Raw genomic sequence first — 16104 nt, forward strand, 5'->3', positions numbered from 1 at the left:
GAAGTGCTAAGTCTCGATATAGCCGGCATCCCGGGTCTCGGAGGGGGTGAAATAGATCTTCCGCAGGGCCTGTTGCATTTCCTGGACCATGCGCTGGTGGTAGACGCGGCGGAAGACGGACGCATCCAGGCCGGCCAGGGATGCCACGTCGCGGCGCTGGCACTCGTCCGCGAGCGACTGCACCCACGTCAGGTGCCACACAGCGACGGTCTGCAGGCCGTGGACATACATACCCCACTGCAACTCCGCCCGCAGCAAGGGCCGCAGCCCGCTCAGGTTAACCGTTCCGGTGCGGTGAACCGGCAGCTGTGCGCGGCACCAGGCCCGGAAGGCGACGTCGTCCTCGCAGGTCACCGGGACAGGGCGATCACGACGCTCGTAGGTGGCGAAAAAGTTCTTCGGTAGCCTCGCCCCGCCCGGGCGCCCGGCCCGGGTGTAGCCGCGCTCGTGCGCGCCGCACAGCCCCACCGGCGAGGCGGCCAGTTCGTCGCACACGTCCGCGAGGCACTCACCGTAGCCCGGCAGCGACGGCTGGTCGGCCAGCCACCGTTCGAACTCCGCCTCGCCCCCGCCGGGGTGCCGTTTCAGGTGGCTCAGCCACCGGTTGCGGTGCCGGAAGCACAGCACCAGCTGCAGGCTGAACGCCGGACGCTGCGGGCAGATCCGGCACATCATCGCCTCCGGCATCTCCGTGGCCGACAGCGGCTGCGCGGTCCGCAAGAACTGAGCCCGGCCTATGCCGCGCGCCTCCGCCTCCTGCCACTGCTCGGCGTGCACCGAGCACATCGCGTAGCGCCGCCAGCGGGGCCGCGCGCAGTCGACGACCGTGCAGCTCCACGGATAGACCGGGTGCGTCGGCGGGATCTTCAGCACCCCGCCGCGCAGCGCCGGGTCGAACTCGGGCCCGTTGATCAGCGCGGTGAGCACCTCCAGCCGGTCCCGTCGCGTGCGGGCATCCTGCTGCGGCAGCAGCCATGGCGTTGTCACTTCGTCTCACCCCAGACCGTGCGCAGGGCGGCGTCGAAGACCGGGTCGTGGACGTCGACGTGTCTGTAGACCTCATCCACCATCGCGGCCGAGGCCCAGCCGCCAGCATCCCGGGCGATCAACAGGTTGCCGTCGGCGGCGTCGAGAACCGCGGACGTGAACGAGTGCCGGAAGGCATGGGGTTTCACCAGCCCGAGCCCGGCGCGCTTCCCGGCCCGGCCGAGCATCCGCCGGGCCCCGACCGGAGCCCACGGCTGTCCGGTATCGGCGCTGTGCAGCTGGACCAGGAGCATGCCGTGCCCGGCGCCGCGCGGGTACTCGGTGGTGACATACTCGAAGTAGGTGTGCACCATCGCCGGGCTGACCCGCTTGATCAACCCGCCGGTCACGATTCCGTGTTCGACCCGCCAGGGGGGTTTGCGCTTGGCCTCGGCCCGGTTCGGATTGCCGGGCCGGTGGCAGACGTGCAGATGAGGGGCGCGGCACTCGCCGCAGGCCGCGTTCTCGCGCAGGTGCAGGTCGACCAGGTGGAGTCCGCAGAGCTCGCCTATGCGAAGCCCGCCGTCGGCGAGCCAGGTGACCACCAGCCGGTCCCGGGCGGCGTTCACCGTCTCCAGCAGCCTCTCCCGCGCCCCGTCTGGAAGCATCTTCGGATGCCGGCGGTGCGGCCCCTTCGGCGCCAGCGGGTTGGTGGGCAGCGACGACTTCACATGCCCGAGGAACGAACGGCGCCGGTCCACTCGCGACGGCAGCCGCGACTTATCGAGCTTCCTGCCGAGCTCCCCATTCACACCGAGGGAGGACTGATGCAGGTAGAAGCCCTTCAGACACGCCGCCGCGATCGACAACGTGGACCGGCCGTAGGGGCGCTTGCCGACCCGCCACGGCTCGCCGAGCGGCATGCGGACCTCGGCACCGACCATGCCCATGTACCGTTCCAGGTCCCGCAGTTGGACCGCAGCGAAGGCCAGGCACTCCCGCTCCAGCCACCGCAGGTGGTCCACCAGCAGATACGCGTACGTCCTCTGCGTTCCCGAACCATCATGCAGACGCAGGAACCGGTCCGCCTCCGTGTGCACCGTCCCCTCGGGCCACACGATCGTCCCCACGACCGCCGCCCGTCCTTCCGCTCGATCTGCTGGACCCGCAAGTCCCCAACCACCACGTGCCGTGCCACTCGTCCTCCGTACCGACTCCAGAACATGACAGACGCCCCGGACACGGTCGGTAAACAAGTCTGGGACGTGCTGGTCACAGTCCCAGACGGACAACACGGGCAGGACTACCTGCGGTCGGTAAACCGGGGCAGAAGCGGGCAGCAAGCACCACCTGGTTACCGACGCCACCGGCATCCCGCTCGCGGTCACCCTGACCGGCGGCAACCGCAACGACGTCACCCAGCTCATCCCGCTGCTTCAAGCGGTACCACCCGTGCGCGGCAAGCGCGGTCGACCGCGCCGCCGCCCGGACGTCGTCCTCGGAGACCGCGGTTACGACCACGACAAGTACCGCCGGCTCGTCTGGGACCTCGGCGTGAAGCCGGTCATCGCCCGCCGCGGCACCGAGCACGGCTCTGGCCTCGGAACCCAACGTTGGGTCGTGGAGCGCGCGTTCGCCCACCTGCACTGGTTTCGCCGCCTGCGGATCCGCCGGGAGATACGGGACGACATCCACGAGGCTTTCCTCACCCTCGGCTGCGCAATCATCTGCTGGCGGCGCCTCAAGAAAGCAGTGCTGATCTGAGCCCTCAGCCCGTACCGGCGACCAGTGCCTCGCCGAGCGGGGTGCGGTGGTAGAGCACGGACCGTCCGGACCGGGCGCGGACGAGCAGTCCCGCGCCTCGCAGGATAGCGAGGTGGTCTCCCACCGCGCCGGGTGTCATGGCGAGGCTTCGGGCGAGGTGGCTGGTACTGGCCGGGGCGTCCAGCGCCAACAGCAGCCGGGCTCGGGACCGGCCGATCAGAGAGGTCAGGGCGTCCGGTCGGGGGACGCTCTCCTGTTCGCCCCACAGGGCGGCGGTGCCGCGGGCACGATAGATCAAGGTCCTGGGCCAGGGGTCTTCCAGGTGGGCGGCGATATTCGCGACGAAGACCGAAGGGATCAGCAGGAGCCCGTCGCCGGCGAGGCGGACTGTTCCGACTTGAGGGAAGTGGCCGATCTCGATACCGCCGGCTTGCCAGGCGATGCTCGGGTGCAGGCTCTCGATGGTCGTGACCCATCCGTGTTCGCCGATCACACCCACCCGGTGCACGACGTCGCGCTCACAGATCGCGCGCAGTTGCGGCCAGTCCGTGGCGAGCAGCTCGTGCCAGGCCTGGTCCATCGCCTCGGCGATCCTGGAGACGGCGTCCGTCGAGTCCAGCACTGCGCGTACGCGGGGATCACGGGCGGACGGGCCGGTCGCGTTGGTGGCGATTTCGTGGCGGGCCGCGTCCAGCGGTGTGGCCCGGATCATGGCCAGGTCGTCTGCCCAGGTCTGGTTGAGGCCGCGCGGGGGCGGGGCGACAAAGTTCGGTCCGGATTGCGGGGTGTGCAGGGCGAGGGCGGCGTTCAGTTCGCTCTCGCGGCGAAGCCGTTCAAAGGCCGGCAGGAGCCGGGCGGCCCAGGCTCGCGGCAGCGGCCTGTCTTGGCCGGCGAGCGAGCGCAGCAGGAAGCACAGGTCCATCGCGGGCGACAGTGCGAAGCGGCTGCGCAGCAGGTCCTCGACGGAGACTTCGAAGCGGAGCACCGCGCCATGCTACCGAAGGACGTCTGCTCAGATTCGTCCAGCGACGAATCATTGGTGAGTGGCGTGGGCGCACGGCGAGCCTGGGCGTCATGACCCCAACCGCCGAGCCCGCGCAGGGCAACCACCGTGCCAGCTACCAGGAGGTGCTGGCCGAGCCGCGATTCCGGCTGCTCTTCTCAACCCGCACCGTCGCGATCACTGCGGACGCGCTGCGGATCACCACGTTCTCGGTGCTGGTCTTCTCGGCCACCGGCTCCGCGCTGCTGAGCGCACTAGCCTTCGGCATCGGCTTCATCCCGCAGCTGTTCGGCTCGCTGCTGCTGGGCTCACTGGCCGACCGGCTGCCGGCCCGCGCGCTCATCACCGGCGGCTACGCCTTGACGTGCGCCGCCGCCCTGCTGCTCGCCCTGGTGCGGATGCCGATCGCGGCAAGCCTCGGTGTCGTTGCGCTGGTCGCCCTCGCCACACCGGTGTTTCACGGCGCGTCGAGTCGGCTGGTCGCCCAGTCGCTGGAGGGCGACGCCTATGTACTGGGCCGGTCGCTGAACAACATCGCCGCCTCCGGCGCGCAATTGTTCGGCCTGGCGCTGGGAGGTGCGGCCGTCGCGGTACTCGGCCCGCGCCGGGCGCTCGCGGTCAGCGCCGCCCTCTACCTCGGCTGCGCGCTCGCTGTCCGCATCCGGCTACCCCGGCTGCAGGCGGGAGAATTCGGCGGCACACCCGGCAGCGCTCGGGGCGATGGCGGGACCGTCCGGGCAAGCCTGCGCGGTGCCGGCCTGCTGCTGCGCGGACACACGGTGCGACGACTGATGCTGGCCCAGTGGCTACCGCCCGCGTTCGTAGCGGGCGCGGAAGGCCTGATCGTCGCCTACGCCGGAGGACGCAACTTCGCACCCGGCTGGTACGCGGTGCTGATGGGCTGTCTGCCGGTCGGCATGCTCGTCGGTGACCTGCTGGTAGGCCGCCTCCTACGGCCACTCACCCGGGAGCAACTGGTAGTCCCGTTGACTGCGCTGGCGGGGCTGCCTCTGATCGGCTTCGCCGCCGAACCCGGGGTGGGCCTCTCGTCCTGCCTGCTGCTGCTCAGCGGCCTCGGATACGCCTACGGTCTCGGCCTGCAACGCCCGTTCCTGGACGCCCTGCCGCAGGACGGCCAAGGTCAGGCTTTCGGCTTGCTCGGCTCCGGCAGCATGACGCTACAGGGCGTCGGACCGGTTTGCTTGGGCGCGGTGGCCGCAGGCATTGGAACAGGCGGCGCAATCGCCCTGGCAGGCGGCGCGGTGGCGCTTACCGCCGGCTGGATACTCACCTGGCACCCGCCTACCTCCCCACTCCCCGCCCCGAACTACTCAACGGGATCAGAGAACAGCACCGAACAGCATGCGTGTAGCCCTTCTGCGCAGTAACCCTCGCAGGTCGAGTCACCACCACACCCGTCAGCCACGCCTTGGCCCTCAGCCTGATCGCCGCCCCCGAACTGCGCCAGATCCCTGGGCCAAAATCCCGACAACTTCGAACCCGACAGTCGACTTGCCTAATGAAGGAGCTGGAAATCTCCGTGGGTCTCCACCCACTCCAGCGGTGGCAGGTCCTCGGCCTGACGGACGAGCTCGCGGACGAACTCCTCATCACCCGGGAGCAGATGAGGCCGCGCCCCGGCCAGGTGCCGGTCGGCCTTGGCCACGGCCGGGCCGCTGCCGGCAGGAGCGGGCTGCGGGGGAGAGGACTGAGGGATGCGGCGGGCCGGCGCGCCGATCTGGTAGAGGACCGCCCTCTCCGGCTCCGGAGCAAGGACAGTGCCGTGCAGGGGGCGGCCCGTCACCGCGGTGAGGACCACCGTCGGCAGCGTCTCGTCGGCGGTGACCAGCCGTGGCGCGGCCGCCCCCAGCTCCGGCGCCCACGTCCGTAGCCCCCGCATTTCCCGGCCGTGGAACCGCTCGCTCTGGTGGACCTTGACGTACCGGGTGGCGCTCTGGACGCCGTGGACCCGCCACACGTGGCTCTCCTCGCGTGCCCGTGAGGTATCCGTTCACTGTGTGATCCGGTCGACTGCCCGCTCCGTGAACTCCACCGTGGCGTCGGGATGGGCGCCGGACGCCTGGCCGGTCACGTCCGGCACGATGCGCAGCCGGTCGGTACAGGGGTCGGAGGCGATGGTGTCGCCGGGCAGTTGGAAGTGCACGGCGAGGCGTGCGCCGGCGGTGTAGGTGTCCAGGCCCGCACGGCAGTACGCCACCATTGGGGCGGGCAGGGCGGTAAGGGGTGCCCAGTCCATCGCGTCGTAGATATCCGGCTCGGCGATCTCGGGCTCGCCCTTGCACTGCCGGACCTCAAAGAAGTGGCCGGTACGACTGGCGCTTTTGGGGCTGTGGTGGTGCACGGTCACGGCGGACCGCACGTCGGCCGGTTCGGTGACGACCCCGGTCTCCTCCCGTGCCTCGCGGATCAAAGCGGTGACCACGTCTTCATGCGGACCGTCCAGATGCCCCGACGGCAGGTGCCACAGGCCGGCGGCGTACACCTGCCCGGCCCGCCGGGACAGCAGAACCTGAGGCCCGTCGGCGGTCTCCCGGCGCAGGATCAGGTGGACGTCCACCGGCTCGGTGTGCCGCTGTCCGCCGCTCATCGCGCTCCCTCCGGACGCCGGGCGGGCAGAACCCTGAACTCGCTTCCTCGACCAGGGACCCGTCCACCGCGTGTGCGTGAGGGCCTCCTCGAACGCGTGGTGCCGCTCTGCGAAGAGCTCAGGAGCGGCGAAGGACGTGGCGCGCAGGTAGCCGAGTACCTCCCGCGGCGCCCAGGTGCGGGTCACCGGGAAGAGGTGTTCGGTGACGTCGTTGAACGCTGAGCCGGCGAGGTCCTCCTCGTAGGAGCGGCGGGGCTCGGCGTAGGAACGGCGGGTGCCCGCCCGGTGCTCGGCGCCCAGGTAGCGCTGGATCAGTTCGCGCAGCGCACGGGTCCGGTCGGCGTCGTGGGTCCACAGGCTCCCGTCGCCCGTGATCGCCACTGCGGCACCCGGTGTGGCGATCCGATCGGCCATTTCCAGGACCGCCTCACCGTTCATCCAGTGGTAGGACCGGCAGAAGGTGATCAGGTCCGGGCCGGAGTCCGGTTCGCCGGGCAGCGTCGCGAGCGGCTCGTAGGCGTCGGCTGCCGCGTGGACCAGGGTGAGGGTGCAGTGGCCGAGCACGGGGGTGAGGGCTTGCCTGGCCTGATGCAGCATCTGTTGGCTGACGTCGACGGCTTCGATGTGCGTCAGGTCAGCGCCGGCGGTCAGGAGCGCGAGGGGCACCTGTCCGGTTCCGGTGCCCAGGTCGAGGAGAACCGGGGACGGACGGCCCCGCAGCGTGTCGGCGAGTAGGCGCACCGCTGCGTCCGGCAGGCCGGGGCGGTGGCGGGCGTAGGGCAACGCCGCGCCCTCGAACATTGCCTCCTCCTCCGGTGCAAGGCCCGCAAGGGGCCCGTCGGGGTAGGTCACGAGGTGGTTCCCTCATCAAGCGGGCGGGCGATGGGCAGTTGCCAGGACAGGCGTCCGCACTCGGACGCGGCCCGCTGCCCGCCGTCTGTGTCGAAGGAGAGGCGGTAGCGGTCGGGGGAGCGTGCGGGCCGCCACCGGTCGGCGAGGTCGTGGATCTCTTTCCAGATGTCCCGCGGCCCTTGGACGGTGACGTTCCAGCCCTGGTGGCCCACCGGCTCCGCGCGCATCCAGGATCCGCAGCTGGGTGCGGCGATCGCGAGGTGCTCAGCGCCGAAGTCCCGCACCAAACCTCCGAGGAGGTGGTCAGCCGCCAGCCAGAAGCCGCGGTCGCTGTCCGCGGGCGGCGTCAGCTTGCTTCGCTGGGTCCACGTGCCGGGCTCGGTGGCCATGCGCTGCCGGAGCTCCTCGTTGAGCCAGATCCGCGTCATGCCGTGCCCGGCCCGGTGGGCGAACTCCACGGCCTGAAGCTCCGCCGTGACATGCCCGTCTGCGGTGCGCTCGACGACGGCGAGTCCGGGCCACGACGGGGACGCGCTGGTCACGTGTGCCAGCAGTTTGCCGCCTGGCGCGAGTTGCTCGACCAGGGCCGTTGGCACGCACTCCACCGTGTACGACACGAAGATCCGGTCGAACTCCCGTCCCGGCACGCCCTGTTCGCCTGGCCCGCACGCTACCTGGGGCCGGAAGCCGAGATCGGCCAGGCGGGCGGCGGCCGCGTCGGTGAGGTGCCGGTCCCGGTCGAGGGTGACGACCCCTTGGTCGCCGCAGACCTGGCAGGCCACCGCGGCGGTCACCCCCGCGCCCGTCCCGACGTCCAGCACCCGCAGGCCCGGGCGCAGATCCAGCTCCTCCAGCAGCTCGACGGTCAGGCCCATCACCGTCGACATCGACGTGATCGACGCCCCCGACCGCGTCCCGCGCGCCCGGCTCAGTAACGGCTCCCCGTCGTGCTGGATGAGCACACTGGCCCCGCCGTACAGCAGCCCGAGCAGCTCGGGGCGGTCCTGCGGCGCCGCCCAGTCCAGCAGATCCCACCGTGGCGGCTCGTCGCCCGGGCCGCTGCGCCGTACGTAGGCCTGCGGCATCAGCACTTCGCGGGGCAGCGCGAGAAGGGCGTCGCGGACCGGGCCCGGCCGCAGAGACCCTTCCTTCTCAAGCCGGGCGACCATCGCCGCCCGCGCGGCTGCCGGATCCGCTTCCGCATCCGTCGGCGCGGGGCCGCCGACCGGGCCGCCGGCGGGACAGTTGTCCAGAGTGCTCATCGCTCGCCCCAGCCCTGCTCGGAGTACGGGCGCTCCCGAAGGATTCCGTCGATCGCCATGCGGGTGTACGGCACGACCTCGGCCGGAAGGTCCTGCGGCTTCCACCATCGCCACTCCACGCACCGGTCGGGCTCCAGGACCTCCGGGTCGCCGGTCCAGGAGCGGGCCTGGAAGACGAGCGCGATCCTCGGCCGGGCGTCGGGGGAGTCGACGTGGTGCACCGTGTGGACGAGATCGACGTCCTCGGGTGCGATGGTGAGGCCCGCTTCCTCTTTCGCTTCGCGTACCGGGCAGTCGATCGCCGTTTCCCGCTCGCAGTGGCCGGCCAGGAAGTGCCAGGTGTCCGGCGCATACGCGGAGTCCGGGTGGCGCAGGCCGAGGAGGATCCGACCCTGGTCGTCCTGGAGATGGAGGTGCACGCCAACGATGTGCAGCTCGGTCCCCGGCGGAGCCTCGTCGGCCAGCGGGCCGGTGCCGTCCGGCGGTCCCTCGGCCGGGGGCTGCTCGGCGGCGTGGCGCCGGATCAGCTCCCCGAGACCGGGGCTCAGGCGTAGCCGGTCGAGCTTGTCCACGGTGCACCACGTCTGCAGGACACCTTCGCGGAGTTCCACCGCCTCGGCATCACCGCTCCAGCGCCCGGCGTAGACGCTGATGGGCACAGCCAGGCCGTCGACGCTCGTCGCCTCCTCCACGGCGAACGGCACTAGATCGTCGGGCTCCAGACCCGGCACCTCCTCGGCAAGCTCACGTCGCAGCGTCGCTTTGAGACAGGCGTCGTCCCTCGTGCGGCCGCCGCCGAGGAGGGCGAGCACCCAGGGCTCCCAGATGCCCTCCCGGTCATCCCGAAGATGAAGGAGATACCGGCCGGCCCCGTCATGGATCAAGGTGCTCGCCTTGACGGGCTCCGGGCGCCCATCAAGGCCGTCCGCCTCGGCGGCCATGAGCTTGGCCCGCAGCGTCGGGGACCGCACGTCGGCGTACGAGAGCCACCGGGCCCCGGCAACTTCCTCGTCCTGCAGAGCGAGCGTGGGCGGTTGCTCGGCGGTGAGGCAGAACGCGAAGCGGACATCGAAGTGCTGGTGAGCGGGCTCGCCCTTGGCCGCATTGGCGTCGATGTCATGCACGTCCACGTCGATCGGCTCGTCGAGGAACTGCGGAGTCAGGCATAGGTCGCCGGGGTGCAGCCCGGCCTCTTCGTACACCTCGCGCACGGCCGCGGCCAGGAGCGTACGGTCACCCGCCTCAACGTGGCCGCCTGGGCAAAGGAGCAGCCCTGTCACCCGATGCCCGATGTGGAGCACCCGCCGGTCGCGGTCGATGACCACGGCGCTGCAGGTGACGTGACCGGGCAGCGGGGCGCGGCTGGACGGCTCCCCGGTGCCGTCCAGGGCAGCCAGCAACCCTTCTGGAGCGTCCCGTTCCTCGGCGTGCCGACTGAGATAGGCCTCGATGGTCGCGCGGATATGAGAGCGGGAGGGCGGCACGTGATCACCTCGAACGTTGGAGGGCAGGCAGTAGGGGACGGGCGGGAGGGCCGTGTCCGGGTTCGTGCTCACGGCCCGCCTTCCCAAGAGCGGTCGTGCCGCACATCCACGGCGACTGACGGATGGGGGACGATCGGCCCCGGCGTCGGGGGTGTGACGGCCTCGGCTGAAGGCGGAGCCACGGTGGGTGCGCCAGGCATGTCCAGCAGGCTGCGCAGCGGGGAGCGGTAAAGGACCACGAGGGGGACGACGAGGAGGCAGGTGCCGACGATCAGGGTGGGGCGCACACCGATCCAGGTGCCGAGCCCGCCGGCGAGGAGCGCGGCCACCGGCCGCCCGCCGGAGGTGAGCCAGGTACTCACGGCCTGCATCCGGGCCTGCATACCGTCGGCGGTGATGACCTGGCGAATGGTGCGCTGGGTCGTCCCCGCGGCCCCGGCACAGGCCAGCTGAAGGAACAGAGTGGCACCGATGGCGAACTGCCAGACCAGGCCCGGGGAGGCGAGGAGCAGAGGGACCTGGGTGAGCGGGGTGATCGCGAGCGCGGCGAGCATCATCGGCCCGGGCCCGTACCGCGCCGCGAGCGATGGGGCGGCCAGAGCACCCGCCGCCGCGCCCAGGGCTCCGAGTCCCAGGACCACGCCGAAGACGGTCGGGCCCAGGGCGAGGGACCGGAGCAGGTACAGCGCCCACAAGGTATTGAGGAGCGCCAGGGCGAACGACGTCGTGGCGTTGACAAGGGTCAGAGTGCGCAGCCGGTGGTCGCCGTTCACGTAGCGCAGGCCCTCACCGATCTCGGTGTGCAGCCGACGGCCTTCCACTGCCGGCCGGGGGCTTTCGGGGGCCTGGATGCGGGCGGTGCACCAGGCGCTGACGAGGTAGGACAGGACGTCCCCGAGAAGGGCCCGGGCGGGTCCGAGGAACGCGGTCAGGGCGGCGCCGAGGTTGCTGCCCGCAGTGGCGGCGACGGCGAAGAGGCCGCCGATGCGGCTGTTGCTCCGCTGGAGCAGTGACCGGTCGACCAGGCCGGGCAGGAGACTGATCGCGGCAGCATCGTGCAGCACCCCCGCCGCGCCCTGCACGGCCGCGACCACCATCAGCTGGGTCAGGGACAGCCGGCCCAGCGCGGCCGCCACCGGCACGCTGGCCAGCGCGGCGGCGCCGACCAGGTCGCCGGTGATCATCTGCTTCCGCTTGGAGTGGCGGTCGGCGAGGGCCCCGGCGTGCAAGGCCAGCAGTGCGGGCGGCAGTTGGCCCAGGAACGTCAGCCAGGCGACCTCGGCGGTGGTCGCGTCCAGATCGAGCACCGCCAGCACGGGGATCACCATGGTGCTGATCGAGCTGCCGGTCACGCTGGCTGCCTGCCCGGTCAAGTAGCGCCGGAAGTCGCGGTGCCGCCAAAGCGAAGGCCGGGCACCGGGGGAGGAGGGGTCAGTGGAGGAGGTCATGGAGCACCTCCTCGGCTTCCGGCAGGCGCTCGCACAGCTCAGCCATGGCCGCCTGCCGGTTGTGGCCGTACGCCTCGAGTTCGGGGGTGACGGCGGCCGGGTCGTCGACGGCCTCGGACAGCGGATACACCGAGCAGGCCAGGTACCCGGCGGCGAGGGGGGTCACGGCGAGGAGTTCTTCGGCGGGCAGCGCCGGGTTGGCTGCCCGGTAGGCGTCGACAGCTTCGGCCAGGCCCGTGGCCCACTGCGGCTCTGCCAGGACGGTGCGCGGGTCGAGGACGATCCGCCCGAGCTCCCAGGCGGGGCTGCGGTGACCGGGCGGCCGGAAGTCGATCAGCGCCGCGACCTGCCGTCCGCGCAGGAGCAGGTTGGGCGAGGCCAGGTCGCCGTGGACGGTCTGCACCGTCAAGGACGTCGGCAGCCCTTTGACCATGGCGGCCACAGCGGGCAGCGCGTCGAGCCGCCGGGCGGCGGTCTCGCGCGCCCAGGCGGGAAACCCCGAGGCGGGCGGCCTCTTGGCGAAGAGGGCGAGCAGCAGTTCAAGGCGCTGCCGGGCCCGTTTCACATCGCAGACCTCCCGGCCGGGCACCCGGCGCGGTGGCCCGGCCGGGTCCCGGGCCAGGGTCCGGTGAAGGCGTCCGACGGTCTCGCCCACCGCGGCCCACCGGTCGCCGGACAGGCCACCCTCCGCTGTCTGCGCGTCATCGACGTACGCCGCGACCGACACTGCCATGCCGCCGGCGGCCGCGATGAGGTCACCGTCGAGGGTCTGCCGCACCATCGGCACCCGGATCCGGCCGAGCCGTGCGAACTGGCCGAGCTTCAGCGCCTGGCGCTCCGCGTCCAGATCGGTGCCCGCCGGGTAGGCCTTCACGAACCATCGGGCTCCGTCGCTGTCCCGGGCGACGTAGTTGCGGGTCGCGGTCCCTGCGGGACTTTCGGCGACCGCGGTGGGGATGATCCGGTAGAACAGCGTCAGGATCCCTGCCGCGACCATCACGTCCGACTCGGCGCCGTTCATTGCCGCACCCCCGACCGGCCGGTGGGGTTCAGCAGCTGGCGCAGCGCTCGGGTATCCGCCTGCAGCTGCTCCTCGTCCTGGCGCCCGAGATCGAGCACCTCGAAGGGCAGCGGCCCGCCCGGGGCCGGGTCCGTTCCGGCTTCGCGGCGTGGAACGCAGTGCCAGTGGGCGTGCGGGATCTGGTTCCCCAGCAGTAGGTAGTTCATCTTCAGCGGCTCGTAGAGCGCCTCCACCGCCCGGCCCCGGGGCGAGGACGTCGCGCCGGAACGCGGCCGCCTCCCCCTCGTCCAGCTCGGTGGGCTCGGCGACATGACGGCCGGTGTAGATCACGACGGTGTACCCGCGGACCTGGCTGCTGCGCCACAGGTAGGCGTTGCTGACCTCTCCGCGCCGGACAGGAAGGCCGCAGCCGATGTCGTCGGCGGCGAAGTCGTTCATGCACATCGGGCAGTTGGTGCCGTAGCGGTGGTCGGTGAAGTGCTCCGGCCAGACGCCAGCCGACGCGGGACGGGGCTGTACGTGGTCGGGCATCATGCCGCCTCCCCGGCCTCGGCGCGGTAGCCATCGGCCTGGAGGGTGAACATGGCGGCGTACTCGCCGCCGAGGTCCATCAGCTCCTGGTGGGTGCCGCTCTCGGTGATGCGGCCGCCGTCAAAGACGAAGATGCGGTCGCAGGCAACGACGCTCGCCAGGCGGTGGGAGATCAGCACCGTGATCTGATCGGGGCGCGGGTTGTCCCGCAGGACCGCCTCGTACACGGCGTGCTCGGCCCGGGCGTCCATGCTGGCGGTCGGTTCGTCCAGCAGCAGGACGGGGGCGTTCTTGTACAGGCCGCGGGCGACGGCGACCTTCGCCCACTGGCCGGCGGACAGTTCCTGGCCGCCGCGGAACCGCTTGGACAGCAGCGCCTCCCACCGGCCGGGCAGTCCGGCGATGACCTGCTCGGCGCCGGAGGCCCGCGCGGCGTCCAGGGCCCGCTGCGGGTCGGCCTCGGTGGGGGTGCCCCGGGAGACCGTCAGGTTGGCCAGCGCGCTGAACGGGAACCGGACCGGATCCTGGAGCACGCAGCCCACGCGGGCCTGCAGCGATTCGGCGTCCATGTCCAGCACGTTCACGCCGTCCCAGCAGACCGTGCCCCCGTCCTGGGGTTCGTACAGTCCTGCGAGCAGCCGCGCGCAGGTGGACTTGCCGGAGCCGTTGACGCCGACGAACGCCACCGTCTGCCCGGCGTGCAGCGTCATGGAGATGCCGTTGAGCGCCGGGGTGTCCTTGCCCGGGTAGGTGAAGGACACGTCGTCCAGCGAGATGGTCTTCACCGTTTCGGGGGCGGGCAGCCCGCTGCGGCGCGGCTGGAGGTCGCGGCAGCGTTCTTGGAAGGCCAGCAGGTCATCCACCCACATGGCGTGCTCGTAGACCAGGTGGGAGACGTCGACGAGCCGGGTCAGCGAGGACTGGGCGGCCTGGATGGCGAGGACCGCGCCCGCGCCGGCGGCCAGTGGAAGCCGGCCCGCGATCAGCAGGGCGCCGAGCGCCGTGTAGGTGATGCCGGTGCCGATCCCGCCGACCGCCCGGCCTGCCAGGGTCAGCACGGCCGAGCTCACGCCCAGGCGGGTGTCTTCCTCGGCGATCCGGGTCGTCAGCCGGTAGTGCTCGTCCAGCAGCGTGCCCTGGGCGGTGTCCGAGCGGAGTTCGGCGGCGGCGTCTCTCTCCAGCAGCAGCCAGGAGAAGATCCGCACCCTGCGCTGCAGGGTGTTCCATCGCTTGAAGGAGTGGAAGCGCGCTCGGGCGCTGCGAACGGCCGCCGCGCCGACTGGCAGCACCGACAGCAGGAGCAGCGGCAGCAAGGCGGGGTGGAGGACGCCCAGGACGCCGGCGGTGCCCAGGAGTCCGAGGAGTGCCGCGGCCAGGGAGACGACCTGGCCGACGATCTGCCGGGCGTAGAACAGCCCGCGGTCGTTGGCCCGGTAGGCCTCGTCGTGCCAGTCCGCGTCGTCGACGACCTCCAGCCGCACATGGGCGGTCAGGGTGAGGAACTCCGTCTCCAGCGCGGTGCGGATCTTCGGGGTCACCCTGGCCTGCGCGGTGGCGACGCCCGCTTCCAGGAGCGCCCGGGCGGACAGGAATCCGATGACGACCAGGAGCTGGGGGATGGCCGCGCGCACCCGGTCCGGAGTGGGCCCTTCGGCGAACAGTTCCCGCAGCACCGCCACCGAGGCCATGAGCCCGAAGGCCGTCATCGCGGCCGACGCCAGCTGTAAGACCACGACGGAGAGGGTCGCGGTCCGGTCCGCGGCCCAGGCCAGCCGACCGATCTGGCGCACGATGCGCGGCAGCCGAGCGAGGATCTGGCCCACCGTGGCCTGGGACGCGGCGCCGTCGTAGACGGACCAGTACGCCTCCTCGAGGCCGTCGGCGATGTCACCGTCGTGCGGCCCGCCGGGCGCGACGGCGGGCGGCAGCGGAAGTTCCGCACCGCGTGGGCCAGGTACCGCCCCCGGGCGGATGCCGTCTGCATCACTTCCGCTGCTCATGCCGCCCACCTCGTATTCAGTCGTGCTGAGCGGCGCGGGTGGACGTCGGACTGCCGAGTTCCGCAGTTCGGGGAGGTGAGCGGGGACCGCCGCCGCTGTTCGAATCCGGGGCGATGGGCGGGAGCGGGCTCAGTGTTCATGGTGTCCTCCGTTTGGCCGGCTGGTTGGTACTGGTGCTCTAAGAACGCGCCGAATCCGGGGCCGTAACGGCCCCGGACGGGTGAATGTCTCGAACATGAATGCGGTTCTGGCGTTCGGGGCAAGGGCCGCCTGCCTGGTCGCTTTTGAATCCACACGTTCGAGTGGTTGACGACGTGTGGCACTCGATCAGGGGCTTGCGCGGGCCTTTCACGGCTTCAGGGCGAGACGGTCGCGCTCCGGCTCCGTCAACACCAGCTGACTGAGGCGGGCGGGGGTGTGGGCGGGTTGCTGGGAATTGCTGTCCTAAGGGCTGTCCCGTAATCCGCGGTGGATCAGCGCGCGGCGTCAGATGCGGTGCATCACAAGGCGGAGGGACGTCCGCATACTGGATGTATGCGGATGTTCCGACAACGCGGCGAGGTGCCGCAGCTGTCGTCGCGCGCCCGCCGGGGATTACGGGACAGCCCTTAGGTAGTCCGTAGTGATCAGCGGAGCGTCCCGTCTCGGCACCTCGATGACGAGAGGGCCGAAGCGTGCCTCGAGTTCCCAGAGCGTCCGCGGGTCGCACGCGGGCGAAGGCTCCGCGCACAGGAGGCGGTTGTCGTACGGAACCAGCTCCACCGGGTCGCGGCGGGTCAGGACGTCTCCCACGGGGCGGGGGGTGACCGTGCTGGTGTTGAGAATGACGCCGATGCCGGTCTGGTGGCGCAGCCGGGCGGCCAGGCGGCGGAGGAGTTCCTCGGGCTGAAGGTGCAGCTCTTCCAGTAGCGACCGCTACGAGCCGCGCCGGTCGGCCGAGATCGGCCAGCACCTGCTGTGGGACGCCGCCGGCCTGCTCCATGCCCAGGACACCCGCCCGGCCTCCTGCGAACTCGTCGCCCGCGAACGGCTGATGCTCCAGCTCGCCCACCAGGTCGCCCGGATCCTCAGGCACGCATCCGCCCAGTCAGCGCCGGCCGGCGCCGTCCAGGCCCGCAAGCCGGAGCGGCGGCCTCGCCCGTACCGGCAAGCACCTCAGCACACG

General features: G+C 71.4%; 12 protein-coding genes and 1 pseudogene. 2 read left to right on the top strand and 11 right to left on the bottom strand.

What is annotated here, in order from left to right; genetic code table 11:
- Nucleotides 1–6 precede the first annotated feature (6 nt).
- Together ABT057_RS14225 and ABT057_RS14230 are read right to left on the bottom strand one after the other, a co-directional pair.
- Nucleotides 7–987, bottom strand: a complete 981-nt coding sequence (locus ABT057_RS14225; RefSeq protein WP_352343101.1) for a hypothetical protein — start codon at nt 985–987, stop codon at nt 7–9.
- Nucleotides 984–2096, bottom strand: a complete 1113-nt coding sequence (locus ABT057_RS14230) for a tyrosine-type recombinase/integrase (RefSeq protein ID WP_352343103.1) — start codon at nt 2094–2096, stop codon at nt 984–986. The genes ABT057_RS14225 and ABT057_RS14230 overlap by 4 nt, the downstream gene beginning before the upstream one ends.
- Nucleotides 2097–2301: 205 nt before the next feature.
- Between ABT057_RS14230 and ABT057_RS14235 the strand changes: the two are divergent.
- A pseudogene (locus ABT057_RS14235) lies at nt 2302–2730 on the top strand (IS5 family transposase); the annotation flags it as partial.
- A 4-nt stretch (nt 2731–2734) separates the two neighbouring features.
- On the opposite strand, the gene ABT057_RS14240 reads toward ABT057_RS14235, so the two are convergent.
- Nucleotides 2735–3715: a winged helix-turn-helix domain-containing protein gene (locus ABT057_RS14240; RefSeq protein ID WP_352343105.1), complete on the bottom strand. Its 981-nt coding sequence runs from the start codon at nt 3713–3715 to the stop codon at nt 2735–2737.
- 89 nt (nt 3716–3804) lie between these two features.
- On the opposite strand from ABT057_RS14240, the gene ABT057_RS14245 reads away from it, so the two are divergent.
- Nucleotides 3805–5121 carry an MFS transporter gene (locus ABT057_RS14245; RefSeq protein ID WP_352343107.1) on the top strand — a complete coding sequence of 439 codons (1317 nt, stop codon included), beginning with the start codon at nt 3805–3807 and terminating at the stop codon, nt 5119–5121.
- Between the two features lie 128 nt (nt 5122–5249).
- On the opposite strand, the gene ABT057_RS14250 is transcribed toward ABT057_RS14245, so the two are convergent.
- The 8 genes from ABT057_RS14250 to ABT057_RS14285 all read right to left on the bottom strand — a co-directional run bounded on the left by ABT057_RS14250 (nt 5250) and on the right by ABT057_RS14285 (nt 14939).
- Nucleotides 5250–5711: a phosphotransferase gene (locus tag ABT057_RS14250; RefSeq protein ID WP_352343108.1), complete on the bottom strand. Its 462-nt coding sequence runs from the start codon at nt 5709–5711 to the stop codon at nt 5250–5252.
- A 33-nt stretch (nt 5712–5744) separates the two neighbouring features.
- Nucleotides 5745–7142: an NUDIX domain-containing protein gene (locus ABT057_RS14255; RefSeq protein ID WP_352343109.1), complete on the bottom strand. Its 1398-nt coding sequence runs from the start codon at nt 7140–7142 to the stop codon at nt 5745–5747.
- A gap of 47 nt (nt 7143–7189) precedes the next feature.
- Complete coding sequence (locus tag ABT057_RS14260) at nt 7190–8455, bottom strand: protein-L-isoaspartate O-methyltransferase family protein (RefSeq protein WP_352343111.1); 1266 nt, start codon at nt 8453–8455, stop codon at nt 7190–7192.
- Nucleotides 8452–10011: an NUDIX domain-containing protein gene (locus ABT057_RS14265; protein ID WP_352343112.1), complete on the bottom strand. Its 1560-nt coding sequence runs from the start codon at nt 10009–10011 to the stop codon at nt 8452–8454. The genes ABT057_RS14260 and ABT057_RS14265 overlap by 4 nt, the downstream gene beginning before the upstream one ends.
- The gene (locus ABT057_RS14270) at nt 10008–11387 is read right to left on the bottom strand and encodes an MFS transporter (RefSeq protein ID WP_352343114.1); all 1380 of its coding nucleotides are present in this window, start codon (nt 11385–11387) and stop codon (nt 10008–10010) included. The genes ABT057_RS14265 and ABT057_RS14270 overlap by 4 nt, the downstream gene beginning before the upstream one ends.
- Nucleotides 11371–12408 carry a phosphotransferase enzyme family protein gene (locus ABT057_RS14275; RefSeq protein WP_352343115.1) on the bottom strand — a complete coding sequence of 346 codons (1038 nt, stop codon included), beginning with the start codon at nt 12406–12408 and terminating at the stop codon, nt 11371–11373. Before ABT057_RS14275 ends, ABT057_RS14270 begins: the two co-directional genes overlap by 17 nt.
- Entirely contained in the window at nt 12405–12641 is a 237-nt protein-coding gene (locus tag ABT057_RS14280; protein WP_352343116.1) for an HIT family protein, read from the bottom strand. Before ABT057_RS14280 ends, ABT057_RS14275 begins: the two co-directional genes overlap by 4 nt.
- A gap of 297 nt (nt 12642–12938) precedes the next feature.
- Entirely contained in the window at nt 12939–14939 is a 2001-nt protein-coding gene (locus ABT057_RS14285) for an ATP-binding cassette domain-containing protein (RefSeq protein WP_352343117.1), read from the bottom strand.
- Nucleotides 14940–16104 lie beyond the last annotated feature (1165 nt).

Origin of the sequence: Streptomyces sp. NPDC002588, from assembly GCF_040295925.1 — a bacterium.
GTDB lineage: Bacteria > Actinomycetota > Actinomycetes > Streptomycetales > Streptomycetaceae > Streptomyces.

Coding starts and splice junctions, on each gene's coding strand:
- ABT057_RS14245 (WP_352343107.1), top strand. CDS start 3,805: ATGACCCCAACCGCCGAGCCCGCGCAGGGCAACCACCGTGCCAGCTAC.
- ABT057_RS14255 (WP_352343109.1), bottom strand. CDS start 7,142: ATGTTCGAGGGCGCGGCGTTGCCCTACGCCCGCCACCGCCCCGGCCTG.
- ABT057_RS14260 (WP_352343111.1), bottom strand. CDS start 8,455: ATGAGCACTCTGGACAACTGTCCCGCCGGCGGCCCGGTCGGCGGCCCC.
- ABT057_RS14270 (WP_352343114.1), bottom strand. CDS start 11,387: ATGACCTCCTCCACTGACCCCTCCTCCCCCGGTGCCCGGCCTTCGCTT.
- ABT057_RS14275 (WP_352343115.1), bottom strand. CDS start 12,408: ATGAACGGCGCCGAGTCGGACGTGATGGTCGCGGCAGGGATCCTGACG.
- ABT057_RS14285 (WP_352343117.1), bottom strand. CDS start 14,939: ATGAGCAGCGGAAGTGATGCAGACGGCATCCGCCCGGGGGCGGTACCT.